The 23,104-nt window shown below is 64.9% G+C and carries 23 protein-coding genes; 8 read left to right on the forward strand and 15 right to left on the reverse strand.

What is annotated here, in order from left to right; genetic code table 11:
• Positions 1–85: 85 nt before the first annotated feature.
• Positions 86–1,150 carry a Holliday junction branch migration DNA helicase RuvB gene (gene ruvB, locus FFS45_RS23770; protein WP_137957078.1) on the reverse strand — a complete coding sequence of 355 codons (1,065 nt, stop codon included), beginning with the start codon at positions 1,148–1,150 and terminating at the stop codon, positions 86–88.
• A 129-nt stretch (positions 1,151–1,279) separates the two neighbouring features.
• On the reverse strand, positions 1,280–1,861 hold the full coding sequence (gene ruvA, locus FFS45_RS23775; protein WP_137957079.1) for a Holliday junction branch migration protein RuvA: 582 nt from the start codon (positions 1,859–1,861) through the stop codon (positions 1,280–1,282).
• Between the two features lie 213 nt (positions 1,862–2,074).
• Here ruvA and FFS45_RS23780 point away from each other — a divergent pair, with 213 nt between their 5' ends.
• Positions 2,075–2,710, forward strand: a complete 636-nt coding sequence (locus FFS45_RS23780; RefSeq protein WP_137957080.1) for a LysE family translocator — start codon at positions 2,075–2,077, stop codon at positions 2,708–2,710.
• A 64-nt stretch (positions 2,711–2,774) separates the two neighbouring features.
• On the opposite strand, the gene ruvC is transcribed toward FFS45_RS23780, so the two are convergent.
• The 6 genes from ruvC to FFS45_RS23810 form a co-directional block, all read right to left on the reverse strand.
• Positions 2,775–3,317, reverse strand: coding sequence for a crossover junction endodeoxyribonuclease RuvC (ruvC, locus tag FFS45_RS23785; RefSeq protein WP_137957081.1), 543 nt, complete (start codon positions 3,315–3,317; stop codon positions 2,775–2,777).
• Between the two features lie 182 nt (positions 3,318–3,499).
• The gene (gene purH / locus FFS45_RS23790; protein ID WP_137957082.1) at positions 3,500–5,065 is read right to left on the reverse strand and encodes a bifunctional phosphoribosylaminoimidazolecarboxamide formyltransferase/IMP cyclohydrolase; all 1,566 of its coding nucleotides are present in this window, start codon (positions 5,063–5,065) and stop codon (positions 3,500–3,502) included.
• 56 nt (positions 5,066–5,121) lie between these two features.
• Positions 5,122–5,355, reverse strand: a complete 234-nt coding sequence (locus FFS45_RS23795; protein ID WP_007180440.1) for a Fis family transcriptional regulator — start codon at positions 5,353–5,355, stop codon at positions 5,122–5,124.
• Entirely contained in the window at positions 5,352–6,416 is a 1,065-nt protein-coding gene (dusB, locus tag FFS45_RS23800; protein ID WP_137957083.1) for a tRNA dihydrouridine synthase DusB, read from the reverse strand. The genes FFS45_RS23795 and dusB overlap by 4 nt, the downstream gene beginning before the upstream one ends.
• A 264-nt stretch (positions 6,417–6,680) precedes the next feature.
• A complete protein-coding gene (locus FFS45_RS23805) occupies positions 6,681–7,913 on the reverse strand; it encodes a UbiH/UbiF/VisC/COQ6 family ubiquinone biosynthesis hydroxylase (protein WP_137957084.1) in 1,233 nt (410 codons plus the stop codon).
• 18 nt (positions 7,914–7,931) lie between these two features.
• On the reverse strand, positions 7,932–9,341 hold the full coding sequence (locus FFS45_RS23810) for an aminopeptidase P N-terminal domain-containing protein (RefSeq protein WP_137957085.1): 1,410 nt from the start codon (positions 9,339–9,341) through the stop codon (positions 7,932–7,934).
• Positions 9,342–9,543: 202 nt separating this feature from the next.
• Here FFS45_RS23810 and FFS45_RS23815 point away from each other — a divergent pair, with 202 nt between their 5' ends.
• Complete coding sequence (locus tag FFS45_RS23815) at positions 9,544–10,158, forward strand: glutathione S-transferase C-terminal domain-containing protein (RefSeq protein ID WP_137957086.1); 615 nt, start codon at positions 9,544–9,546, stop codon at positions 10,156–10,158.
• 125 nt (positions 10,159–10,283) lie between these two features.
• Here the strand turns inward: FFS45_RS23815 and FFS45_RS23820 are convergent, their stop codons facing one another.
• The 3 genes from FFS45_RS23820 to FFS45_RS42445 all read right to left on the reverse strand — a co-directional run bounded on the left by FFS45_RS23820 (position 10,284) and on the right by FFS45_RS42445 (position 13,737).
• Positions 10,284–11,894: an FMN-binding glutamate synthase family protein gene (locus tag FFS45_RS23820; RefSeq protein ID WP_137957087.1), complete on the reverse strand. Its 1,611-nt coding sequence runs from the start codon at positions 11,892–11,894 to the stop codon at positions 10,284–10,286.
• A gap of 143 nt (positions 11,895–12,037) precedes the next feature.
• Positions 12,038–13,183, reverse strand: coding sequence for a tRNA 2-thiouridine(34) synthase MnmA (gene mnmA, locus FFS45_RS23825; RefSeq protein ID WP_249362903.1), 1,146 nt, complete (start codon positions 13,181–13,183; stop codon positions 12,038–12,040).
• Complete coding sequence (locus FFS45_RS42445; protein WP_137957089.1) at positions 13,180–13,737, reverse strand: NUDIX hydrolase; 558 nt, start codon at positions 13,735–13,737, stop codon at positions 13,180–13,182. Before FFS45_RS42445 ends, mnmA begins: the two co-directional genes overlap by 4 nt.
• Before the next feature lie 204 nt (positions 13,738–13,941).
• On the opposite strand from FFS45_RS42445, the gene FFS45_RS23835 reads away from it, so the two are divergent.
• From FFS45_RS23835 to FFS45_RS23845, 3 genes are read left to right on the forward strand one after another with little or no spacing between them, the layout of a single operon-like run.
• The gene (locus FFS45_RS23835; protein WP_137957090.1) at positions 13,942–15,084 is read left to right on the forward strand and encodes a Re/Si-specific NAD(P)(+) transhydrogenase subunit alpha; all 1,143 of its coding nucleotides are present in this window, start codon (positions 13,942–13,944) and stop codon (positions 15,082–15,084) included.
• A gap of 11 nt (positions 15,085–15,095) precedes the next feature.
• Positions 15,096–15,437 carry an NAD(P) transhydrogenase subunit alpha gene (locus FFS45_RS23840; RefSeq protein WP_137957091.1) on the forward strand — a complete coding sequence of 114 codons (342 nt, stop codon included), beginning with the start codon at positions 15,096–15,098 and terminating at the stop codon, positions 15,435–15,437.
• The gene (locus tag FFS45_RS23845) at positions 15,434–16,888 is read left to right on the forward strand and encodes an NAD(P)(+) transhydrogenase (Re/Si-specific) subunit beta (protein WP_137957092.1); all 1,455 of its coding nucleotides are present in this window, start codon (positions 15,434–15,436) and stop codon (positions 16,886–16,888) included. Before FFS45_RS23840 ends, FFS45_RS23845 begins: the two co-directional genes overlap by 4 nt.
• A gap of 12 nt (positions 16,889–16,900) precedes the next feature.
• On the opposite strand, the gene FFS45_RS23850 is transcribed toward FFS45_RS23845, so the two are convergent.
• Together FFS45_RS23850 and FFS45_RS23855 are read right to left on the reverse strand one after the other, a co-directional pair.
• Complete coding sequence (locus tag FFS45_RS23850; protein WP_137957093.1) at positions 16,901–17,587, reverse strand: YafY family protein; 687 nt, start codon at positions 17,585–17,587, stop codon at positions 16,901–16,903.
• A 117-nt stretch (positions 17,588–17,704) separates the two neighbouring features.
• Positions 17,705–18,091, reverse strand: a complete 387-nt coding sequence (locus tag FFS45_RS23855; protein ID WP_137957094.1) for a VOC family protein — start codon at positions 18,089–18,091, stop codon at positions 17,705–17,707.
• Between the two features lie 227 nt (positions 18,092–18,318).
• On the opposite strand from FFS45_RS23855, the gene FFS45_RS23860 reads away from it, so the two are divergent.
• The 3 genes from FFS45_RS23860 to FFS45_RS23870 are packed head-to-tail and all read left to right on the forward strand — an operon-like array spanning position 18,319 to position 19,551.
• Positions 18,319–18,636 (forward strand): winged helix-turn-helix domain-containing protein, encoded by a 318-nt coding sequence (locus tag FFS45_RS23860; RefSeq protein ID WP_137957095.1) that lies wholly within the window; start codon positions 18,319–18,321, stop codon positions 18,634–18,636.
• Entirely contained in the window at positions 18,629–19,105 is a 477-nt protein-coding gene (locus FFS45_RS23865) for an SRPBCC family protein (RefSeq protein ID WP_137957096.1), read from the forward strand. The genes FFS45_RS23860 and FFS45_RS23865 overlap by 8 nt, the downstream gene beginning before the upstream one ends.
• Positions 19,105–19,551 carry an SRPBCC family protein gene (locus FFS45_RS23870; RefSeq protein WP_137957097.1) on the forward strand — a complete coding sequence of 149 codons (447 nt, stop codon included), beginning with the start codon at positions 19,105–19,107 and terminating at the stop codon, positions 19,549–19,551. Before FFS45_RS23865 ends, FFS45_RS23870 begins: the two co-directional genes overlap by 1 nt.
• A gap of 81 nt (positions 19,552–19,632) precedes the next feature.
• Here the strand turns inward: FFS45_RS23870 and FFS45_RS23875 are convergent, their stop codons facing one another.
• Together FFS45_RS23875 and FFS45_RS23880 are read right to left on the reverse strand one after the other, a co-directional pair.
• Positions 19,633–20,916 (reverse strand): class I SAM-dependent RNA methyltransferase, encoded by a 1,284-nt coding sequence (locus FFS45_RS23875; protein WP_137957098.1) that lies wholly within the window; start codon positions 20,914–20,916, stop codon positions 19,633–19,635.
• Between the two features lie 71 nt (positions 20,917–20,987).
• Positions 20,988–23,087 carry a site-specific recombinase gene (locus FFS45_RS23880; protein ID WP_137957099.1) on the reverse strand — a complete coding sequence of 700 codons (2,100 nt, stop codon included), beginning with the start codon at positions 23,085–23,087 and terminating at the stop codon, positions 20,988–20,990.
• Positions 23,088–23,104 lie beyond the last annotated feature (17 nt).

Below are 23,104 nucleotides of genomic sequence, written 5' to 3' on the forward strand. Positions count from 1 at the left end.
GCGCTGGGCCCGTTTTGCCGAACGGCTTCGTCGAAGTCTGGACGGATATCGTGCAGGCGCTCCGCGTGCCCGATACGCGCCTGATTCAGGGCGTGCCCGAATCCCACAGGCCTGCCACCGGGCTCGACGAGTCCGGCGCAGCGAGGCCGAAGTGACGATAGGTCAGCAGCGTGGCGACGCGGCCACGTGGCGTGCGCTGCAAGAAACCTTGCTGGATCAGATATGGCTCCAGCACGTCTTCAATCGTGTCACGCTCTTCACCGATCGCTGCGGCCAGATTGTCCACCCCCACCGGACCGCCGTCGAACTTGTGCAGGATCGCTTCAAGCAGCTTGCGGTCCATCAGGTCGAAGCCGACCGGGTCCACATCCAGCATTCTCAACGCGGCGTCGGCCACTGACGCGGTGATATTGCCGTCCGCCTTGACCTCGGCGAAGTCGCGCACGCGGCGCAGCAGGCGGTTGGCAATCCGCGGCGTGCCGCGGGCGCGCCTGGCGATTTCGAACGCGCCGTCCGGATGAATCTGTGCGTGGAGCAGCGACGCCGAACGCGTGACGATGCGCGCCAGTTCCTCGGGGTTGTAAAACTCGAGCCGCGAGACGATGCCGAAGCGGTCGCGCAGCGGATTGGTCAGCATGCCCGCGCGCGTGGTGGCGCCGACCAGCGTGAACGGCTGCAGATCGAGCTTCACACTGCGGGCGGCGGGCCCTTCGCCGATCATGATGTCGATCTGATAATCCTCGAGCGCCGGGTACAGGATTTCCTCGACGACCGGCGAGAGCCGGTGGATTTCGTCGATGAACAGCACGTCGTTCTTTTCGAGGTTGGTGAGCAGCGCCGCGAGGTCACCCGCGCGCTCGAGCACCGGGCCGGACGTTTGCCGCAGATTGACACCCATTTCCCGCGCGATGATGTGCGCCAGCGTGGTCTTGCCAAGCCCCGGCGGGCCGAACAGCAGCACGTGGTCGAGCGATTCGGAGCGGCGCTTGGCGGCCTCGATAAAAATTTCCAGCTGGCCGCGCACCTTTTCCTGCCCGACGTACTCGTCGAGCTGACGCGGACGCAACGCACGCTCGAACGCTTCTTCGTTCGGCGATACGGGCGTGGCAGCGATGATGCGCTCAGCGGCGAGTTTGTCGGTTTCGATCATGGATGCATTGTACCGCGCGGCGCCCGTTGCCGAAGCTGGCCGAACGGCCAGGGTGCGCTTTAGGCCGCGGTGTGCGAAGCTTTAACCGTCGCACGCCGGGCCGGGGAGGCGGGCTGGCGCCGCGCCCCGTCAGGTCTTGGAAAGCGCCTTCAGGGCGAGCTTGATGCCCTCGGATACCCCGGTGCCGGCCGGTACGTTCTTGACGGCTGCCAAGGCTTCTTTTTCCGAGTAACCCAAGGCGAGCAAGGCGTTGAGGATGTCGGAAGCGTGGTCGGAGGCCGACACTGCGCCAGCCATCGAACCCAGGTCGGCGCCGAGCTTGCCCTTCAGTTCGAGCAGCAGCCGCTCCGCGGTTTTCTTGCCGATGCCCGGCACCCGCGTGAGACGTGCCGCGTCCTGCAGCGTGACGGTTTGCGCCAGTTCGTGCACGCTCATGCCGGAGAGCACGGCGAGCGCCATCCGTGCGCCGATGCCGGTGATCTTCAGCAGCTCGCGGAAGGTTGCGCGCTCTTCGGCGGTGCCGAAGCCGTACAGCAGGTGAGCGTCCTCACGCACGATCATCTGGGTGAGCAGGACCACCCGTTCACCGGTCGAGGGCAGGTTGTAGAACGTGCTCATCGGCACGTCGACTTCGTAGCCCACGCCGTTGCAGTCGACGAGCAGGTGTGGCGGGTTTTTTTCCAGCAGGACGCCGGCAATGCGACCGATCATGGCGGGTTCAATCGTGAGAGAAAGGGCGAGTGTAGCGCAGCGCGCCGGTATGCGGCCTGGTCGCGCGGGTGATTGTGTGCGGCAGGCCAGAGGGGCTTGCTTTGGGACGGCTCAGTGGCACGGATTGACCCTTCGAGGGGTGTCAAATACACTGACCTCCCTTTTGGACGGTTCGCGCCAGCTCCGAACCGACCCTGACCAAAAGGACATCTCATGCTGAGCTTTGCGACTCTCGCTCTCTTTGCCGGTGCGTGCCTTGCACTCACTGCCACGCCCGGTCCCGACATGTTGCTGATCGCCTCGCGCAGCGTCAGCCAGGGCCGCGCGGCAGGCTTCGCTTCGCTCGCCGGGATTCAGGCCGGCACCTACTGCCATGCGCTGGCCGCGGCCTTCGGTCTGTCCCAGCTCTTTCTCGCCGTGCCGATGGCCTACGACGTCGTGCGCTTCGCGGGCGCCGGCTACCTGCTATATCTGGCATGGAAGACTTTTCGTGCCGAGGCGACAGTGCTGTCGCCGAGCGCGTCTATGAGCCGCTATCCGGTCGCGAAGATCTTCCGGCAAGGGCTCTTCACCAACCTGCTCAACCCGAAAATGGCGTTGTTCGTGCTCGCGCTGTTTCCGCAGTTCGTGCGTCCGGAGGCGGGCTCGGTGGCGCTGCAGATCCTGTTGCTGGCGACAGTGCTGAACCTGATCGGCCTGTGCGTGAACGGCGCCGTCATCCTGACTGCTAGCAAGCTGAGCCGCAGACTGTCGGCCGGGCGCCGGGGCGTGTCGCGGTTACCGCAATATCTGCTGGGATCAGTGTTTGCGGGCTTGGCTTGCCGGTTGGCGTTGGCAAGCCGTCACTGAGAGCGGCCGATTTGCGAGCCGCCCGGATTGGCATGCGCCGCGCCGCGAATGGCCGGGGCCCGTCCTACCCCACCAGCCGCCCACGCCGCACCCGCAGCCCCTTCTTGGCGAGCGACGGCGCAATACCGCCCAGCGTGTTGAGCGTGCTGCCGCCGTGGGCGTGGCAGATCGCCATGCCGAGCGCGTCGGCGGCGTCGGTGCTGGGCACGCCGGTGAGGTTGAGCAGACGCACCACCATCTGCTGCATCTGTTCCTTGGTGGCGCGGCCATACCCCACCACCGCCTGCTTCAACTGCAGCGCGGTGTACTCGGCCACCGGCACGCCGCCCGCCACCAGCCCGCAGATCGCGGCGCCGCGCGCCTGGCCGAGCAGCAGCGTGGATTGAGGATTGACGTTGACGAACACCTTTTCGATCGCCGACTGATCGGGAGCGTGCTGGCGAATCAGCGTCGAAATGCCCTCGAAGATGGTGCCAAGGCGCGACGGCAAGTCCGCGTCGGCGGTCTTGATGACGCCGCTTGCGACGTAGCTGAGCTGATGACCGTTCTGGTCGATCACGCCGAAACCGGTCACACGCAAGCCGGGGTCGATGCCGAGAATTCTCATGAGATGCGCTGCGAACTAAGTGCTTGCGATACTACAACGAACGGGCCGCGCAGCGGCGCACCGGGCGAAGAAACAAAACGGCCCGGCAGATTTCCCTGCCGGGCCGTTTTGTTCAGGCCGCCAAAGCCAGCGCGATTGCTTCAGAGGAGGCGCATGCGCGCTTGCCCCCGGTCAACCCTGAATCAATGGCGGAAGTGACGCACGCCGGTCAGCACCATCGCGATGTTGTGCTCATCGGCCGCTGCGATCACTTCATCGTCGCGCATCGAGCCGCCCGGCTGGATCACGACGGTCGCGCCTGCGTTGACCACCACGTCGAGACCGTCGCGGAACGGGAAGAAGGCATCCGACGCCACGGCCGAGCCGGCGAGTGTCAGGCCGGCGTTTTGCGCCTTGATGCTCGCAATGCGCGCCGAATCCACGCGGCTCATCTGGCCCGCGCCGACGCCGAGCGTCATGCCGTTGCCGCAGAACACGATCGCGTTCGACTTCACGTACTTCGCCACGCGCCAGGCGAACAGCAGATCGTCCATTTCCTTCGGCGTCGGGTGACGCTTCGTGACGACGCGCAATTCGTGCGGCTGCACATTGCGCGAATCGAGCGATTGCACCAGCAAACCGCCGCCCACGCGCTTCAGATCGAAGGTGTTGTGACCGTCGCCCAGGGCGATTTCCAGCAGGCGCACGTTCTGCTTCGCTGCGAACACCTGGCGAGCGGCTGTGCTAAACGACGGCGCGATCAGCACTTCGACGAACTGCTTGGCCACGGCCTGTGCCGCCGCTTCGTCCACTTCGCGGTTGAAGGCGATGATGCCGCCGAACGCCGAAGTCGGATCGGTCTGCAGCGCCTTCGCGTAGGCTTCGTGTGCATCTGCGCCCACTGCCACGCCGCACGGGTTCGCGTGCTTGACGATCACGCAGGCCGGCACTTCGAAGGTCTTCACGCATTCCCATGCTGCATCGGAATCGGCGATGTTGTTGTACGAGAGTTCCTTGCCTTGCAACTGCTCGTAGTTCGCCAGCGCGCCCGCCGGCACCGACAGGTCACGGTAGAACGCTGCGCTCTGGTGCGGGTTTTCGCCGTAGCGCAGGTCCTGCACCTTGTCGAAGGCCAGATTGAAGGTGGCCGGGTAGGTGTTGCGCGACGAATGTTGCAGCTCTTCGGTCAGGCTCGTCAGGTAGTTCGTGATCGCACCGTCGTACTGCGCGGTGTGGGCGAACACCTTGGTGGCCAGGCGGAAGTTGGTCTTGTAGCCCACCGAGTTGCCGTTTGCGCGCATCTCTTCGAGCACGACCGCGTAATCCGACGGGTCCACCACCACCGTCACGTCGCGATGATTCTTCGCGGCGGAGCGCAGCATCGTCGGGCCGCCGATGTCGATGTTCTCGATCGCGTCTTCCAGCGAGCACTCTTCCTTCGCCACCGTCTGCACGAACGGGTACAGGTTCACGACCAGCAGGTCGATGGTCGGAATGTCGTGCTTTTCAAGCGCGGCCATGTGTTCCGGCAGGTCGCGGCGTGCGAGGATGCCGCCGTGCACTTTCGGATGCAGCGTTTTCACGCGCCCATCGAGCATTTCCGGAAAGCCCGTGTAGTCGGCCACTTCGGTAACGGCGAGGCCCGCGTCAGCGAGCAGTTTCGCGGTGCCGCCGGTGGACAGGATCTTGACGCCGAGGTCCGACAGCGATTTGGCGAAATCGACGATGCCGGATTTGTCGGAAACGGAGATGAGCGCTTGCTTGATCATGATGAAGACGAAAGCCGAAGGGAAACGTGGCAGGGGCGCCAGGAAACTGCAATGAGCTACAGCAAACCGTGCTGTTGCAGCTTCTTGCGCAGCGTATTGCGGTTGATGCCGAGATACTCGGCGGCCAGCGACTGATTGCCGCCGGCCTGCTCGAGCACCACCTCGAGCAACGGTTTTTCGACACACGAAATAACCATGTCGTACACGTCATGCGGATTGGAACCGTCGAGATCCTGGAAATACATTCCCAGGCTGTCGCGGACAGATTGTTCGATATTGTTCTTGCTCATGCTGCTAGTCGGTCGGAATGGTCCGGCTCGCCGTTCGGGTTGACATCCTCTTCCACGTAGACGAGGCGGTCGGAGAGCGCCTTTTGGGCGTCGAAGAACTCATTGACGGCGAGCAGTTGCTCGCGCGTCGTGTCCAGCGTATTCATGCGATGCCGGAACACATTGGCGCCAGAAAGGCCGCGAGTGTACCAGCCGATGTGCTTGCGTGCTGTGCGCACGCCGGTAAATTCGCCATAGAAAGCGTAGTGATCTTCGAGATGCTCGTTCATGACCTGCTGGATCTCGTCGATGCGCGGCGGCGGCAACAGCTCGCCGGTCTGCAGGAAATGCTCGATCTCGCGGAACAGCCACGGACGGCCCTGCGCCGCGCGGCCGATCATGATGGCGTCGGCGCCGGTGGCGGCGAGCACGTCGCGCGCCTTCTGCGGCGTGGTGATGTCGCCGTTGGCGACCACCGGGATGCGCACCGCGGCCTTCACCGCGGCGATGGTTTCGTATTCGGCGTCGCCGTGATACAGGTCGGCGCGGGTGCGGCCGTGCACCGTCAGCATGGAAATGCCGGCGTCTTCGGCCAGATGCGCCACACTCAAGGCGTTCTTGTTGTCGCGATTCCAGCCGGTGCGGATTTTCAGTGTCACGGGCACCGCGTCAGGGCCCACGCCCACCGCGCCCACCACCGCCTCGACAATGCGTTGCACGAGCGGCTCGTTCTGCAGCAGCGCCGAGCCGGCGGCCACGTTGCAGACCTTCTTGGCCGGGCAACCCATGTTGATGTCGATGATCTGCGCGCCATTGGCGACGTTGTAGCGCGCGGCTTCGGCCATCATGGCCGGATCGGCGCCGGCGATCTGCACGGCGATCGGCTCGACCTCGCCCGTGTGATTGGCGCGGCGCATGGTCTTCTCGCTTTTCCACAACTGCGCGTTCGACGCGACCATCTCCGACACGGCATAGCCCGCGCCCAGCCGCTTGCAGAGCTGGCGGAACGGCCGGTCGGTCACACCCGCCATGGGGGCGACGAACAGGTTGTTGCGCAGATTGTGGGGGCCGAGAGTGGGCATGGCAGGGGCGCAGCCGCCGCGCATCGCAGTGATGGGGACGGTCGCAAATCGCGAGGGAAAACCTGTATTTTAGCGTTAACGGATTGGTGGCACCCGACTTGAGGCTGTCGTAACCCTTTAAATCTTCTATGAAAGTGCGCGGGTTCATAGACCCGCGGAACGCGAATCGCCCCGGCGGGCTGCGGGGCCGGCCCGTGCACCGCAGCGGCGCACGAGCATCCTGCCACTCCGCGCCAGCATGATGCGCAGCGGTTCGGTGGCGGATTAGCGGCGCTGTCCGAACATCATTTGCCGTGCCAGCGCGGTTTTGACCGGTGGCACGAATTCGAGCGCGGTTAGCGCAAGCCCGCGCAGCGTGCCGAGGGCTGGAAGGTCGACCGTGAAGAGGCGGGCGAGCGTATCGGTGGAGCGGATGGTCAGGCGCCGGTCGAGTGCGCGCCGCTGGGCGAAGCTGGCCAGGGCGAGCGGTGTTGGGCCATGCTGCGAAAGCGCGTCGGCGAGCGCATGCGCGTCGCGCAGTCCGAGATTCAGCCCTTGGCCCGCCACCGGATGCAGTGTCTGCGCCGCGTTGCCGATTGCCGCGATGCGCCCTTTGACGAGCGTATCGAGCGCGTTCAGGCCAAGCGGGAAGGCGGCGCGGCCCTTGATCTGCGTAAAGCGTCCCATGCGCTCGCCGAATGCGGCGCCGAGCTCGCGCAGGAACGCGTCGTCAGGCAACTGCGCGCGACGGGCCGCCTCTTGCGGCGCGCAGCACCAGACGAGTGCGTAATCGGCATCGCGTGCGCCGCCGGTCGGCAATAGCGCAATCGGCCCTTGCTCGGTGAAACGCTCCCACGCGACGTGCGGCCGCGGCGCCGAAACACTGACGGTACCGACGAGCGCGGTTTGCCCATAGTCACGCGTATCGCCGCCGCTTTTCTCCTGCTCATGGAAGGGGCCGCCTTCGGCGCTCACCAGAATGCGGGTGCGCAGATGACGCGTGACTTGCCCGGTTTGCACCGGCAGCGTGACGCCATCGTGTTCCTGAACCGGCGTCTGCGCCGTGGTGGACTGGAACCAGTGCACCGGGGTAGGCCGCACGGCGTCGGCGAGCGCCTGCACGATCGAGCCGTAACGCAGCACGTAGCCGAGCGCGGGCAAGCCATGCTCGCTGTGGTCGATCAGCGTCCGGCCGAAGTGTCCGCGCTGCGAGACATGTATGTGGTGAATCGCGGTGGCGTCCGCCGGCCAGCGCAGCGGTTCCAGAATCATCCGGCTGCCTTGCGAGACGGCAATCGCGCGCGGGTCGCCTTGTGAGTCTTCCGGCTTGCGGGCGTCGATCAGCGCAATCGAAAGCCGCTGGGTCGCGCTGCGGCGCGCGAGCCAGCCGGCCAGCGCGAGTCCGACCGGCCCGGCGCCGACAATGGTCACGTCGAAATCGAACGGCGCGGGGGCAGCGTCAGCGGCGCCGGGTGCGCCGCTTTGCGGCGCGCCGGCGGGTTGGGAAACGTCAGTCATGGGCGAGCGGTCTGTCCGTCAGGCGCTACGCGCGGTGCCCGCTGCCAGCGCATCCTGCATCATCGCTTCGATCTCGTCGGCCTTGACGGGCACGTCGCGGGTCAGCAGTTCGCAACCGTCCGGCGTGACGACTGCATCGTCCTCGATCCGGATGCCGATATGCCAGTAGCGCTCGGGGACGTTTTCGGCGGGGCGAATATAGAGGCCCGGTTCGATGGTCAGCGCCATCGACGCACGCAAGGTCCGCGCGGGCAGTGCGCCTTGCGCGTCGCGTGGCGCGCCGCGTTCGCGATAGTCGCCGCAGTCGTGCACGTCCATGCCGATCCAGTGGCTGGTACGGTGCATGTAGAACGGCGCATAGGCGCGCTCCGCGATCACGTCGTCGACCGAGGAGAACAGCGCCCGGTCGATGATGCCGGTATCGAGCAGCCCCTGGGACAGCACGCGCAGCGCTGCATTGTGCGGATCGTCGAAGGTGGCGCCGGGCCGGGTGGCGGCGATCGCGGCTTCCTGAGCGGCCAGCACGATGTCGTACAGCTCGCGCTGAGGCGGCGTAAAGCGGCCGTTGGCCGGGAAGGTGCGGGTGATATCGGAGGCGTAGCCGTCCAGTTCGCAGGCGGCGTCGATCAGGATCAGATCGCCGTCGTGCGCAATCGTGTTGCCTGCCGCGTAGTGCAGCACGCAGGCGTTGGCGCCGGCGGCGACGATCGAGCCGTATGCCGGCCCTTGCGCGCCGTGTTTGCGGAACGTGTACAGCAACTCGGCTTCGAGTTCGTACTCGCGCACGCCTGGCCGGCATGCGGCCATCGCGCGCCGATGCGCCTGCGCGGAGATTTCGCCGGCGCGGCGCATGATCGAGATTTCGTGAGCGTCCTTGAACAGGCGCATTTCGTCGAGCAGCGGCAGCAGGTCGTGCGCGGCCGTTGGCGCAGCGACGCCGCTGCGGCCTTTGGCGCGCACCGCGTCGAGCCAGCCGCGCACCTGCGCGTCGAGTTCGGCCGAGCTGCCGAGCGCGTAGTGCAGAGCGGGCTTGTCGGCGAGGATCAGCGGCAGCTGGCTTTCGATATCGTCGACGGCGAAGGCCGCGTCGAAACCGAACGCCTCACGCGCACCCTCGGGGCCGAAGCGAAAGCCATCCCAGATCTCGCGTTCGGCGTTCTTGGCGCGGCAGAACAGGACCGAGGCCGGATCGTTCCCGCCCGCGCTCGCGTCGAGCACGAGCAGCGCCTGCGGCTCGGTGAAGCCGGTCAGGTAGTAGAAGTAGCTGTCGTGCCGGTAGGGATAGTCGGCGTCCCGGTTGCGCATCACTTCGGGCGCGGTGGGGACAATGGCGACACCACCGCCCGCCGCGCGAAGCGCGGCAAGCACGCGCTCGCGGCGCTTGCGGTAGACGTCGATGGCGAGAGTGGGTTCGTTCGGCTGGTTCATTGTCAGATTGTAGCGCCCAATTGGAATACGTTTCCTGCATGCACCCTGGTTATCCGGTCAGATGGACGCCCGGCGCGGCGCGCGGCAATGTTGCAATCCGTCCACAGCTCCGGTGGGCGTTGTCCCAGAAGATGGGGTGGGGCAGTCTGGATGGCCGTCAACCAACGTATACTTCCGCCCAATTCCAGAAAAGGCAAATGTGATGATGAAACTCATCGGTTCGCTCGGCAGCCCGTTTACCCGCAAGGCGCGGATCGTGTTCGCCGAAAAGAAGATCGACTACAAGCTGGTGCTCGAAAACGTTTGGGCGCCGGACACCACCATCCATACCTTCAATCCGATCGGCAAGGTGCCGTGCCTCGTGATGGAGGACGGCGAGGCGGTGTTCGACTCGCGCGTGATCTGCGAGTACGTGGATACGCTGTCGCCGGTCGGCAAGCTGATTCCGCCGTCGGGGCGCGAGCGCGTCGAGGTGCGCTGCTGGGAAGCGCTCGCGGACGGGATGCAGGATGCGGCCGTGCTGATTCGCCTCGAAGGGACGCTGCGGCGCGAGGAGCAGCGCTCGGAGGCCTGGGTGGCGCGCCAGCAGCGCAAGATCGACGACGGCCTCGTGGCGATGTCGCAGGGGCTGGGCAGCAATCCGTGGTGCGCGGGCAATCGCTATACATTGGCGGATATCGCCATGGGCTGCGCGCTCGGCTACCTCGATTTCCGCATGCCGCAACTGAACTGGCGCGAGCCATATCCGAATCTGGACAAGCACCTCCAGAAGCTGTCGCAGCGGCAGTCGTTTATCGATACGGTGCCGGCGGACTAAGCGCGGGGGCACGGCGCCGCCCGCCTGGGCCGGGCGGGCGCCTCTGGCCGGATTGACCCAATCAACGGGCCTGCGCTGGGGCCGCGCCTGACGAGAGACCCGCAGCCTGACCCGAAGCCTCAGATTCAGGTGGCCGCCAGCTCCACCTTCGGCGCGAACGAATCAGCGCTCGCCACCGGCCACCACTTCTCATACAGCTTGTAGCGGTAGTTGCCGTTGAGCAGATCGTTCGGCTCCAGGTACTTCAGCAGATCCGACATCAGGCTTACCTCATGCGACGACACGCGCCGCACGATGTGATGCGCGCGCAGTTCCGCCGGGTGCTTGAGGCCCGCAGCCTGGACGATCTCCTGCAGCGCATGCAAGGTGTTGTGATGGAAGTTGAACACGCGGTCGGACTTGTCCAGCACCACGAGCGCGCGCTGACGCACCGGGTCCTGGGTGGCGACGCCGGTCGGGCAGCGGCCCGTGTGGCAGGTCTGCGCCTGGATGCAGCCCACCGCGAACATGAAGCCGCGCGCCGAGTTGACCCAGTCGGCGCCGATCGCCAGGGTCTTGGTGATATCGAATGCCGTGATCATCTTGCCGCTCGCGCCGATGCGGATGCGCGAGCGCAGGCCGATGCCTACGAGCGTGTTGTGCACCAGCAGCAATCCTTCCTGCAAGGGCACGCCAACGTGATCGGTGAATTCCAGCGGTGCGGCGCCCGTGCCGCCTTCCGCCCCGTCCACGACGATGAAGTCCGGCAGGATGCCCGTGTCCAGCATCGCCTTGGCGATACCGAAGAATTCCCACGGATGGCCGATACACAGCTTGAAGCCGGTCGGCTTGCCGCCTGAGAGATTACGCAGGCGTTCGACAAATTCGAGCAGGCCGCGCGGCGTGGAAAACTCGGAGTGGGTGGCGGGCGAAATGCAGTCGCGGCCCATCGGTACGCCGCGCGTCTCGGCAATCTCCGGCGTGATCTTGGCGGCCGGCAGCACGCCGCCGTGGCCCGGCTTGGCGCCCTGCGAGAGCTTCACCTCGATCATCTTCACCTGCGGCTCCTGCGCCTGCTTCGCGAACTTGTCGGCATTGAACGTGCCGTCGTCGTTGCGGCAGCCGAAGTAGCCCGAAGCGATTTCCCAGATGATGTCGCCGCCATGCTCGCGGTGATACTTCGACATCGAGCCTTCGCCGGTGTCGTGCGCGAAGTTGCCCTTCTTCGCGCCCAGATTGAGCGCCATGATCGCGTTGGCCGACAGCGAGCCGAAGCTCATTGCCGAGACGTTGAAGATCGACATCGAGTAGGGCTGCTTGCGATCCGGGCCGACCACCACGCGGAAGTCGTGGCCGTCGAGCTTGGTGGGTGCGAGCGAGTGGCTGATCCATTCGTGCGCGACCGCTTTCACGTCGAGTTCGGTGCCGTACGGGCGGCTGTCGACGTCGTTCTTGGCGCGCTGATAAACGATGCTGCGCTGGGCGCGCGAGAAGGGTTTTTCATCCGTATCGTCTTCGACGAAATACTGGCGGATCTCCGGCCGGATGAATTCGAACATGAAGCGGAAGTGGCCCCACAACGGATAGTTGCGCAGGATCGCGTGGCGCTGCTGCCTCAGATCGAACACGCCGAGCGCCACCAGCAGCGCGGGAATGATGATCCAGAACCACGACAGGTGACCGGTCGCGGCCAGCGCTGCACAGGCCACGAGCAGCACAACCGCGCACCACATGGCCAGATAACGTCGAGAAAACATGGGGACTCCGTTGCAGAGAGCGGTTGACCGCTGATTATTTTATCGTCGCGATGTTGCTGAGCATTGGCTGCATGGTTGCCGCGCATTGGCCGGGCAGTTGCCTCGATGTTGCCTCGACCCTGCCGCGCGGCTTGCCATATCACTTATCTCGCAGTGAGCAGCGCGGCGGTTTGCGGTTGCCGCACCACCGGCTGCGCGGTAGCCGCATGTTCGATGATGCCGCCGCCGAGGCAAACGTCGCCATCGTAGAGCACAGCCGATTGCCCCGGTGTGACAGCCCACTGCGCGTCCTCGAAATTGAGCGCGAAGTGGCCGTTTGCCTCGCCCGCCGTGCTGAACGTGCAGGCGGCGTCGGCTTGCCGGTAGCGGGTTTTTGCGCCGCATGCGAAGTCTTCCGCAGGCGGGTGGCCGGCTACCCAGCTGGTGTTGCCTGCGCTCAGCTTGTGGCTGAGCAGCCAGGAATGATCGTGGCCCTGGGCGACGTACAGCGTGTTCGACGGAATGTCTTTGCCCGCCACGAACCACGGCTCACCGCTGCCTTCCTTGCTGCCGCCGAGGCCAATGCCCTTGCGCTGGCCGAACGTATAGAACGCGAGACCGATATGCTCGCCGACCACCTGGCCGTCCGGTGTTTTCATCGGGCCGGGCCTGGTGGGCAGGTAGCGGTTCAGAAAATCGCGGAACGGGCGTTCGCCGATAAAGCAGATACCGGTTGAGTCTTTCTTTTTCGCGTTCGGCAGACCGATCTGCTCGGCGATCTCGCGTACCTTCGTCTTGGGGATTTCGCCGAGCGGAAACATTGTCTTCGACAACTGCGCCTGATTGAGGCGGTGCAGGAAGTACGACTGGTCCTTCGTGTGATCGAACGCCTTCAGCAGTTCGAAACGGCCATCTACTTCGCGCACACGGGCATAGTGGCCGGTCGCAATGGTCTCGGCGCCGAGCGACATGGCGTGATCGAGGAAGGCCTTGAACTTGATTTCGGCGTTGCACAGCACGTCGGGGTTCGGCGTGCGGCCGGCTGAGTATTCGCGCAGGAATTCGGCGAACACGCGGTCCTTGTATTCGGCGGCGAAGTTAACCGCTTCGACGTCGATGCCGATCAGATCGGCCACCGACACGACGTCGATCCAGTCCTGCCGCGTCGAGCAGTACTCGCCGTCGTCGTCGTCTTCCCAGTTCTTCATGAAAAGGCCGACCACGTCGTAACCTTGCTCTTTGAGCAGCCATGCGGTAACCGACGAATCGACGCCGCCCGACATGCCTACTACGACTTTCTGCTTGCTCATGGGTTGCCTGACTTGCTTGATCGGGTGGGCCCGACCGAATGCGTATGCACGAAGTCGAGCGGGAAACGCCGGCCTGCGAGGTAATCGTCGATACAGCGCATCACGAGCGGCGTGCGGTGCCGCCCGGGGCAGGCGCGCAGTTCGTCGGCGCTCATCCACAGCGTTCGGACGATATCGGGATCGAGTGCGCGGTCCGGGTCGGCCGGGCCAGCGCTGCCGCAATAAGTGAAGCGCAGATAGGTGACGCCGCCGGCTGCTTGTGCCGCACCGCTTGCGCCGTCTGCGCTGCCAGTGCCGCTTGCATCACTTCGGGCCCGGCGCTCGAAATGCGTCATGTATACGCCTACCAGGGCCTCGGGCGTGAACGGATGCGCGGATTCTTCGAGCGTTTCGCGCACGACCGCTTCAGCGAGCGTTTCACCCGCCTCCAGATGGCCGGCGGGCTGGTTCAGACGCAGCCCGTCGTCCGTATGCTCCTCGACGAGGAGAAAGCGCCCGTCGCGCTCGACGATGGCGGCCACGGTGACGTGCGCAGCCCAAGTTTCCGGATTCATGGGGCCGTATTTTACCGTCTATGGCCGGCGGCTGCCGGGAATCTGGCTACCCCGGACGACTCACGGCTCGCCCCCGGATTGTCCCTGATTTCGGTCTGCCCCCCGGTTTCGGTTAAAGTGGTGTCGTAGCCGTTGCAATTGCAAGCCGGCGTGCCTCGTCGGCAGCTCTGTCGTAATAACAGGAAGGCCGAGGAGGATTCAACGATGCACATCGGAGTGCCAGCCGAGACGCGAGCCTACGAAACCCGCGTTGCCGCCACCCCAGAGACGGTCAAGAAATACGTGTCGCAGGGCCACCGGGTCACGATCCAGAGCGGCGCCGGCAGCGGCGCCAGCTTCCCTGACGAAGCGTTCAGCGCGGTCGGCGCGGAGATCGTCGACGCAGCCGGCGCGTTCGGCGCCGATCTCGTTCTCAAGGTCCAGTCCCCAACCGAAGCCGAATTGCCGCTGCTCAAGCGCGGCGCGGTGCTGGTCGGCATGCTCGATCCTTTCAATGCCGACAACGCGGCGAAGCTTGCCTCGGCAGGCCTGACGGCCTTCGCGCTGGAGGCCGCGCCGCGCACGACCCGCGCCCAAAGCCTCGACGTGCTGTCCTCGCAGGCCAACATCGCCGGCTACAAGGCCGTGCTGCTGGCTGCCGACCTGTACCCCCGCTTCATGCCGATGCTGATGACCGCCGCGGGCACCGTGAAAGCGGCGCGCGTGCTGATATTGGGCGCCGGCGTGGCGGGCTTGCAGGCGATCGCCACGGCCAAGCGCCTCGGCGCGGTGATCGAGGCCTCGGATGTGCGTCCGGCGGTGAAGGAGCAGATCGAGTCGCTCGGCGCCAAGTTTCTCGACGTGCCCTACGAGACCGACGAGGAGCGCGAGGCCGCCCAGGGTGTGGGCGGCTACGCGCGGCCCATGCCGCCATCGTGGCTCGCGCGGCAGTCTGCGCTGGTTCACGAACGGGCCAAACAGGCCGACGTGGTGATCTCGACCGCGCTGATTCCCGGCCGTCCCGCGCCGACCCTGATCTCCGTGGAAACCGTGCAGGCCATGAAACCCGGCTCCGTGCTGGTCGACCTTGCCGCGGGCCGCGGCCCCGAGCATGAAGGCCGGCGCGGCGGCAACTGCCCGCTCACCGAGGCGGACAAGGTGGTGACGAAACACGGCGTGCAGATTGTCGGCTACACGAACCTGGCGTCGATGGTCGCCGCCGACGCTTCTTCGCTCTACGCCCGCAACCTGCTCGACTTCCTGAAGCTGATCATCGACAAGGAAGGCGCGCTCAACATCGATCTCGCGGACGACATCGTCGCGGCCACGCTGCTGGCGCGCGACGGTGAAGTTACGCGCAAGGCATAAGGAGACCGGCGATGGAAGTCATCAACCATACCGTCATCAACCTGATCATCTTCATCCTGGCGATCTACGTGGGTTATCACGTGGTCTGGAACGTGACGCCCGCGCTGCATACGCCGCTGATGGCCGTAACCAATGCGATTTCGGCGATCGTGATTGTGGGCGCAATGCTTGCCGCTGGCCTGACGGTGGGCGATACCGGCAAGTTCTTTGGCACACTGGCGGTCGCGCTTGCTGCAGTGAATGTGTTCGGCGGCTTTCTCGTGACGCGGCGAATGCTGGAGATGTTCAAGAAAAAAGAACCCAAAAAGCTTCCCGCTGACGGTCCGGCGCGCATTGAAGGGGGCAAGCAATGAGTCTGAACGTCGTCACGCTGCTTTATCTGGTTGCTTCGGTCTGCTTCATTCAGGCGCTCAAGGGCCTCTCGAATCCGAAGACGGCACGCATCGGCAATACGTTCGGCATGGCCGGGATGGCGATTGCGATCCTCACCACCATCGCACTGATCTTCAAGCAGGCCGCCACTCTCGGCTCGAACCTCGGGCTCGGTCTGGGGCTGCTGTTCGCGGCGCTGGTGGTGGGTGGCGCGGTAGGGGCGTTCGTCGCGGCGCGCGTCGAGATGACCAAGATGCCGGAACTGGTCGCGGCCATGCACTCGCTGATCGGTCTCGCCGCCGTGTGCATCGCCTATGCGGTGGTCTCGGAGCCGTCGGCGTTTGGGCTTGTCGATCCGGACAATCCGGTGCCGGGGTTCTTGCCCTACGGCAACCGTATCGAGCTGTTCATCGGCACGTTCGTCGGTGCGATCACGTTCTCCGGTTCGGTGATCGCGTTCGGCAAGCTCTCCGGCAAGTACAAGTTTCGCCTGTTTCAGGGCGCGCCTGTGGTGTATGCGGGACAGCATCTGATCAACCTGATGCTGGCGATCGGCATGATCGGCTTTGGCGTGATTTTCTTTCTCACGCAATCATGGCTGCCGTTCATCATCATGACGCTGATCGCATTCGCGCTCGGGGTGCTGATCATCATCCCGATCGGCGGCGCGGATATGCCGGTGGTCGTCTCGATGCTCAACTCGTACTCGGGCTGGGCGGCGGCCGGCATCGGCTTCTCGCTGAATAACCCGATGCTGATCATTGCCGGCTCGCTGGTGGGTTCGTCGGGCGCGATCCTTTCGTACATCATGTGCCACGCGATGAACCGCTCGTTCTTCAACGTGCTGCTGGGCGGCTTCGGGGCGGAACCGGGCGCGGCCGCCGCAGGCGGGGCGCAGGAGCAGCGACCGGTGAAGTCGGGTTCCGCCGAAGATGCCTCGTTCATGCTGGGCAATGCCGAATCGGTGGTGATCGTGCCGGGCTACGGCCTTGCCGTGGCCCGCGCGCAGCATGCGCTCAAGGAGCTTACCGACAAGCTGATCGAGCGCGGCATCGACGTGCGTTATGCGATCCATCCGGTGGCCGGGCGCATGCCGGGGCATATGAACGTGCTGCTGGCGGAAGCCGAGGTGCCCTACGACCTCGTCTTCGAGATGGACGACATCAACAACGAGTTCGGCCAGACCGACGTCGTGCTGGTGCTCGGCGCCAACGACGTGGTGAATCCCGCGGCGAAGAACGATCCGAAGTCGCCGATTGCGGGTATGCCGATCATCGAGGCCTATAAGGCGCGCACGGTGATCGTCAACAAGCGCTCGATGGCGGCCGGCTACGCGGGTCTCGACAACGACCTCTTCTACATGGACAAGACCATGATGGTGTTTGGCGACGCGAAGAAGGTCATTGAGGATATGGTGAAGTCGGTGGAGTGAGCGAGGTCCCCATCACTTCTGCTTTACCTCGACGCTGCGCAGATAATCCGCGAGCCGTCTCCCCTCCTGATCGGGGAACGGCTCGTGTACCTCCAGATCGCGAATCTGCTCGACGTCGAAATTGCGGAAGTCTTCACGCAGTTCGCACCACGCGCCGATGGTCCAGCGCGCTCCCCAGTACACCAGCCCCAACGGCCAGACGCGCCGCTCCGTATGCGCACCGGCGCGGTCGCGATAGGCGAAACTCACGACGCGCTTGCGGTCTATCGCCAGGTGCAGCTGGTCGACCTTCTCGGCGAACTCCCCCTTGATGTGAAACGATGGCGCGAAGATCGGCAGCCGTTCGAGCGTCGCGCGTTTGTCGGCGGGCATCGCCGCGGCGATCTTGGCCAGCGCTCCGCGCGCGCCCTTGGCGAAGCTCGCGCCGCCCCACGTTTCGAGCATGCGCGCGCCGGCGGCGAGCGCGGCGAGTTCGTCGACGGTAAAGGTGAGCGGCGGCAGGCTCGCCGAACGGCTCAGGCGGTAGCCGATGCCCGCTTCGCCTTCGATCGGCACACCGGAAAGCTGCAGGTCGCGTACATCGCGGTAGACCGTGCGCGGCGAGATATGCAGCCAGTCCGCAAGCTGTTGCGCGGTCGTCAGGCGGCGGCCGCGGAGCAACTCGGCAATCTGGAACAGGCGGTCGGCGCGGCGCGTCATCGTGGGCGTCTGGTGGGGAGGGGCGGGCGGTTTTGCGATCGGGGCGTCCCGTGATCATAGCGCTCTGTGATGGCCGTGGGCGCCGCATGCGCATCATGCGGCGCGCCGGTCAATCCGTCAGCCATGCTTTGGCGCATGCAGACCGATGCGGTTGCCTTCCGTATCGATGAAAAAGCCGATATAGCCGATATCCTGCGGCAGTTCGACGGCGGGCCCCTGGACCTTGCCGCCGGCCTTCTCGACGCGGGCCAGCACGGCATCGACGCTCGGCTGCGCGTTCAGATAGACCACTACGCCGTCGGCGGAAGGTTTGACTGCGGGGTTGTGGACGATGCAGCCGCCGGTAGCGGGCTCGGTGTACGCGAAGATCCCAATCGGCTCGCCGCCGAAATTTTCACGCCGTAGCGAGGTATCCAGCACGGTCTCGTAGAAACGCGCGGCGCGCTCGAAGTCGACGGACGGAATCTCGAACCAGGAAACGACGTGGCTTGCGGTTGCTGACATGACACTCTCCTTGCGGTGATGGTGGATCCAGGCCGCCCGAGACGGCGCGGGTGCGGCTTGGGGCGGCCTGGGTTGGCCTTTGCAATGCGCCGGATGGCGTGAGGAGGAGTGTGCGGCGGGGCTACTGACAACGTTCTGTCAGTAGCCTCCGGGTTCTGCTGAACGAGCTTTGAGCTTGACATGCAACCAAAAGGTTGCATAATAAAACGCACCACCACACCGATCGCATGGACACCGTATTCAAGGCTCTCGCCGATTCCACCCGCCGCCAGTTGCTCGACCTGCTCTACACGCGTAACGGGCAGACACTCGGCGAGCTATGCGAGGGCCTGGCCATGAGCCGCCAGGCCGTCAGCAAGCATCTGGCGCTGCTGGAAGCGGCCAACCTGGTCGTAACGGTCTGGCATGGCCGCGAGAAATTGCATTACCTCAATCCCGTGCCGATCCATGAAATCAGCGAACGCTGGATCGGCAAGTTCGAGCGCGCGCGCCTCGATGCGCTCGCGGACCTCAAGAAGTCTCTTGAAGGAGATGATCATGACTGACGCAGCCGTTTCCACGTTCGTCTACGTGACCTACATTCGCACGACTCCCGAGCAGCTATGGGCAGCGTTAACGCGTCCTGAGTTCACCCGGCAATACTGGTTCGGCATCGAGCAGGAGACCGACTGGCAGGTGGGTTCGCCGTGGCAGATCAGGTTTGCCGATGGCCGCATCGCGGACACCGGTGAGATTGTCGAGGCTGATCCGCCCCGGCGCCTTTCCATCAAATGGCGCAACGAATTCAGGCCGGAACTCAAGGCTGAAGGGTTTTCTCGCTGCACGATGGTGCTCGAGCCGACCGGCGGCGCGGTCAAACTGACGGTCACTCACGTGATGGAGCGTAGCGGTTCGAAGTTTATCGAAGCCGTCTCCGGCGGCTGGCCGCAGATTCTCTCCAACCTCAAGTCGTTGCTCGAAACGGGAGAGTTGGCTGTCGCAGAGCATGACCCGGATGCAAGCCAGAGAAAATGATGAGCAAACCTGAATATGTCTACGTGACTTATATCAACGCACCGGTCGACAAAGTGTCTGACGCACTAACCGACCCTGAGATGACCAAGGACTATTGGGGACGTGCGCGCAACGTGTCTGACTGGCAGCCTGGCTCGCGCTGGGAACATCAGCACTATGACGATGCGTCGGACATTGCGGTAGCCGGCACCGTGCTGGAGTGCGATCCGCCGCACAAGCTTGCCGTGACCTGGGCGAAGCCGGGCGGGGGCAGCGAGTCGCGGGTCACTTATCTGTTGGAAGAGGTGTTTGGCGTGACGCGTCTGACCGTCACTCACGATCAGCTCGACGACGAGCAAGCTGTGAAGCGGATCGCGCAGGGCTGGCCGGCGATCCTGTCGAGTCTGAAGTCGCTGCTGGAAACCGGTCATGCCTTGCAGATGACCAGGCAGCGCTGGACTCGCTAACTGGAGGAACGAGGGCAATGCGGCAGCATCGCCCGCAGTCGCGGACCCTGTGGAGCCGCGGCTAGGGCGATCAACCCGGCATCAATCTGCCGGCGTATCGTTCGCCGGACGTTGCCGCACGCTGCCGGCAATCAGATCGAAGCGGAACAGGCGGCATTCGAGCGCGCCGTTGAACAACGGCGTCTTGGTCGATTCGCGCAGCCGCAACTGTCCCGGCAGCTTGCGATCGGACGTCAGGATAAACGCGTGCCAGCCGGTGAAGCGCTGCTTGAGGGCATCGCCAAGCGACTTGAAGAATTCGCTGTCCGGCGCTTCTTCCTGGGCACGGCGGAAGCTGTCGTCTTCACGGCTTTCGCGGGGCTCGCGGAGTTCGCCGCGCGCATTGCGGCCACGCACTTCGATCCGCTCGCCGTACGGCGGGTTGGCGACCAGGATGCCCGGCTCCGACGACGGCGGCGTCATGTTGCGCGCGTCTACCTGCTTGAGCGAGGTAGCCGGCAGGCCGGCGCGCTCGAAGTTGGCGCGCGCCTTGATCAGCATGTCGCCCGAAATGTCGCTGCCGAAAATCTGCAAATCGGCCCGCGACGCGCGAGCCGCGTGCTTCGCATCCAGTGCAGCCGCTTTCAGCGTCTGCCAGGTCCTGGCGTCGTACTGCTTGAGCTTCTCGAAGCCGAAGCGCCGCTCTGCGCCCGGCGCGATATTCAGCGCAACCTGGGCGGCTTCCGCGAGGAACGTACCGCTACCGCACATCGGATCGTACAGCGGAGTGCCGGCCGTCCAGCCGGTCAGGCGCAGGATGCCGGCCGCGAGGTTCTCGCGCAACGGCGCCGCGCCCTTGTCGAGACGCCAGCCGCGCTTGAAGAGCGGCTCGCCCGAGGTATCGAGGTACAGCGTGCAGTCAGTCGCGGTGAGGAAGGCAAACACGCGCACGTCCGGTGCGCTGGTGTCGATGCTTGGGCGCGCGCCACTCACTTCACGCAGACGGTCGCAGATCGCGTCCTTGACACGCAGCGTGGTGAATTCGAGGCTGCGCAGCGGCGATTTGATCGCCGTGACGTCGACGCGCAGCGTCTCATGCGCCGAAAACCACTGTTCCCAACGCTGTTCGAGCGCGAGCGCATAGATGTCCTGCTCGCTGCGATACGGCCGATGGGCGATCTTCAGCAACACGCGGCTCGCGATACGCGAATGCAGGTTGGCCGCCATGCCGGCAGCCCAGCCGCCGCGGAAATGCACACCACCCGGCACCTGCGCGCCGGCCGTGAACGGGGCACCGTTCAGGTGGCGCGTGGCGATTTCGGCGAGTTCAGCCGCAAGCGCGGCTTCGAGGCCGCGGGGGCAGGGAAGGAAAAAATCGAATGACATTGAGCTTGCCGGGAGGCGTTGAATAAGGCGCTATTGTACGCGGTCGGGGTGTACGGACCGCGCACCGCCGTTCAAGGCCCTTCGCGCGATGCGCTCACCGGCCACACCAGATCCAGCGGCCGCCTGAATACACGCCGCCAGATTGCGCCGCGCAGCGAGCGCACATAGTTGCGGCGCAGATCGCGCGAGCGCACGGCCATATAAAACGCGAGCGCGAAACTGACCGCGACGTTCAGGATCGCCATACTGAATGTGCCGGCGATGGCCCACCAGAACTCGGGTAGATCCAGCGCGCCTTTGCCGAGCACGCCGAGCGCGACACCGATCGAGCCGGAGCTCAGCGTCACGTGCCGGACCTCGAAGGTAAAGGCAAATGCCGTCAGGATCGCGGGCACGAGGCCGAGCATCAGGCCCAGCGTAATGTTGCCCACCACGCCGGCCACGTTCGAGCGGCAGAACCTGGCAAGGCGCGCGGCGCCGGCGGCGCCCAGCGTCATACGCAGGCGGCGGTTGTAGGTGAGCGCGTCGGCCACCCGGTGCAGCACGAACCAGTTGTCGGCCCACCCTGCGAGCAGGCTTGAAGACCATAGCAGCACGCCGGTCAGCGCCGCATAGAGCGGCGTTGGCCCGAGAAGCGAGAACGAATGCAGCGTGGCATGCGCTTTTTCGGGGGAGATGATGTTTGCGTGAAAGACCGCGTGCCACAGCAACTGCACGCCCAGGCATACCGGGAACACCAGCGTCACGTTGCCGAGTACGGCCGCCGCCTGGGTGCGGATCAGCGCGACCACGGAGGTCACGAAGCTGTCCACCCCGTCGGGCGTGCCCGCGCCGTCCAGCTCGCGGGCGATGGTCGGCGCCGTCATGGCGGGTTGCTTGGTGGCGAGCGAGAAATGCAGGAAGTGCATCAGCAGGAAGCTGGCTGCGTAGTTCACGCCGGAGAGCAGGCCCTCAAGCATGGACTGCAGATGAGCGCCGGTGATCGCAAACTTCACACACACCGTCACCACCGTGACAAGCCCGCCGCCCGCTGCCATGCGCAGCATTTTCAGATACTCGGCGCGGTCGCGGGCAATGTAGTGTTCGCCCGTATCCGCGCTGTATTCGACCACCTTGCGCGCGAGCAGTGAGAAATTGCTGCGCATCAGATGGGACACGCTCTGGCTCGCGTGGTTGGCATTCACCAGTTCGGCGGTGAGCCGAGCACCCGCATGCAGGTCGTCCGACGCCATCCACGCATCGAGCAGATGCTCGGCGCGCTGGATGCGCATGCGCATCCGCTCGACCTGGAACACGATGTCGACGCTCACGCCGTTGCGGTACAAGTGGGCAAAGACGTTGTCGGTGGCGATGCGGCATTCGTCGAGCAGCACGCGCAGATAGTTGACCTCGTGCAGCAGCTTGCCGGGCTCGGCCCCTTCTTCGACCGCCTGGTGGGCTGCCTCTACCGCCAGCATGGCGCGCGTGAGCCGGTAGAACGGCTGCTTCTCCATTGCCACCCGCACGTCGGTGTCGCCCAGGCGGCTGCGCACGGTTTGCGACAGCCCGGTGGAGCTGATCTGGCAGGTCAGGTTGTGCAGGGCCGCGAGCAGGTCCAGCGAGAACGGCGCGGCTTCGCGCGGATCGCTGGTGTCCAGTTCGTAGCTAAACAGGTCGCGGATACGCACCAGCAGGTCGGTGGGCAGCGCGGCGATCCACTCGGCGTCCTGCTCCGAGGTGAACATCAGCGTGAAGATTGCCGCGAGATCGCGGCGATTCGGCGCGGGGGGAATCAGCGAGGACTCGAAGCGCTCGAACAGCGCCCCGAAAAAGGCCGAGTGCACCGGCATGCCGGCATCGCACAGCAAGGAGATGGCGTCGCTCTCGCGCAGCAGCGCGCGCAGAACGCCGGCGACATTGGCCTTCCACGCCGGGTTGCGGTCCAGCACGTGCAGCATGTAACGCAAACGTGTGTGCTCGGGGAGCCGGCGCGTGTCGTCTTCCGCGGGATCCTGCGCGACCGCCTGCACGGCCCCGCCGCGATGGATCCAGTGTGACAGCTCGATCAGCCATTCGCTGCGGTCCGCATACGGCGCGTGCTGGTCGGCGATGGCCAGCAGCGCGTCGAGCTGATGCCCGCTGCTGCGTGACGCACGCCATTTCTTGACGAAGGTTTTGATGGATCGAAGCATGAATTGTTAAATGCGTG

It is taken from the genome of Burkholderia sp. 4M9327F10, assembly GCF_005503145.1.
In the GTDB taxonomy this organism is placed as follows: Bacteria; Pseudomonadota; Gammaproteobacteria; order Burkholderiales; family Burkholderiaceae; genus Paraburkholderia.

What these genes read in the sequence shown, in the direction of transcription:
- ruvB (WP_137957078.1), bottom strand. Translation starts at nt 1,150, where the DNA reads ATGATCGAAACCGACAAACTCGCCGCTGAGCGCATCATCGCTGCCACG.
- ruvA (WP_137957079.1), bottom strand. Translation starts at nt 1,861, where the DNA reads ATGATCGGTCGCATTGCCGGCGTCCTGCTGGAAAAAAACCCGCCACAC.
- FFS45_RS23780 (WP_137957080.1), top strand. Translation starts at nt 2,075, where the DNA reads ATGCTGAGCTTTGCGACTCTCGCTCTCTTTGCCGGTGCGTGCCTTGCA.
- ruvC (WP_137957081.1), bottom strand. Translation starts at nt 3,317, where the DNA reads ATGAGAATTCTCGGCATCGACCCCGGCTTGCGTGTGACCGGTTTCGGC.
- purH (WP_137957082.1), bottom strand. Translation starts at nt 5,065, where the DNA reads ATGATCAAGCAAGCGCTCATCTCCGTTTCCGACAAATCCGGCATCGTC.
- FFS45_RS23795 (WP_007180440.1), bottom strand. Translation starts at nt 5,355, where the DNA reads ATGAGCAAGAACAATATCGAACAATCTGTCCGCGACAGCCTGGGAATG.
- dusB (WP_137957083.1), bottom strand. Translation starts at nt 6,416, where the DNA reads ATGCCCACTCTCGGCCCCCACAATCTGCGCAACAACCTGTTCGTCGCC.
- FFS45_RS23805 (WP_137957084.1), bottom strand. Translation starts at nt 7,913, where the DNA reads ATGACTGACGTTTCCCAACCCGCCGGCGCGCCGCAAAGCGGCGCACCC.
- FFS45_RS23810 (WP_137957085.1), bottom strand. Translation starts at nt 9,341, where the DNA reads ATGAACCAGCCGAACGAACCCACTCTCGCCATCGACGTCTACCGCAAG.
- FFS45_RS23815 (WP_137957086.1), top strand. Translation starts at nt 9,544, where the DNA reads ATGATGAAACTCATCGGTTCGCTCGGCAGCCCGTTTACCCGCAAGGCG.
- FFS45_RS23820 (WP_137957087.1), bottom strand. Translation starts at nt 11,894, where the DNA reads ATGTTTTCTCGACGTTATCTGGCCATGTGGTGCGCGGTTGTGCTGCTC.
- mnmA (WP_249362903.1), bottom strand. Translation starts at nt 13,183, where the DNA reads ATGAGCAAGCAGAAAGTCGTAGTAGGCATGTCGGGCGGCGTCGATTCG.
- FFS45_RS42445 (WP_137957089.1), bottom strand. Translation starts at nt 13,737, where the DNA reads ATGAATCCGGAAACTTGGGCTGCGCACGTCACCGTGGCCGCCATCGTC.
- FFS45_RS23835 (WP_137957090.1), top strand. Translation starts at nt 13,942, where the DNA reads ATGCACATCGGAGTGCCAGCCGAGACGCGAGCCTACGAAACCCGCGTT.
- FFS45_RS23840 (WP_137957091.1), top strand. Translation starts at nt 15,096, where the DNA reads ATGGAAGTCATCAACCATACCGTCATCAACCTGATCATCTTCATCCTG.
- FFS45_RS23845 (WP_137957092.1), top strand. Translation starts at nt 15,434, where the DNA reads ATGAGTCTGAACGTCGTCACGCTGCTTTATCTGGTTGCTTCGGTCTGC.
- FFS45_RS23850 (WP_137957093.1), bottom strand. Translation starts at nt 17,587, where the DNA reads ATGACGCGCCGCGCCGACCGCCTGTTCCAGATTGCCGAGTTGCTCCGC.
- FFS45_RS23855 (WP_137957094.1), bottom strand. Translation starts at nt 18,091, where the DNA reads ATGTCAGCAACCGCAAGCCACGTCGTTTCCTGGTTCGAGATTCCGTCC.
- FFS45_RS23860 (WP_137957095.1), top strand. Translation starts at nt 18,319, where the DNA reads ATGGACACCGTATTCAAGGCTCTCGCCGATTCCACCCGCCGCCAGTTG.
- FFS45_RS23865 (WP_137957096.1), top strand. Translation starts at nt 18,629, where the DNA reads ATGACTGACGCAGCCGTTTCCACGTTCGTCTACGTGACCTACATTCGC.
- FFS45_RS23870 (WP_137957097.1), top strand. Translation starts at nt 19,105, where the DNA reads ATGAGCAAACCTGAATATGTCTACGTGACTTATATCAACGCACCGGTC.
- FFS45_RS23875 (WP_137957098.1), bottom strand. Translation starts at nt 20,916, where the DNA reads ATGTCATTCGATTTTTTCCTTCCCTGCCCCCGCGGCCTCGAAGCCGCG.
- FFS45_RS23880 (WP_137957099.1), bottom strand. Translation starts at nt 23,087, where the DNA reads ATGCTTCGATCCATCAAAACCTTCGTCAAGAAATGGCGTGCGTCACGC.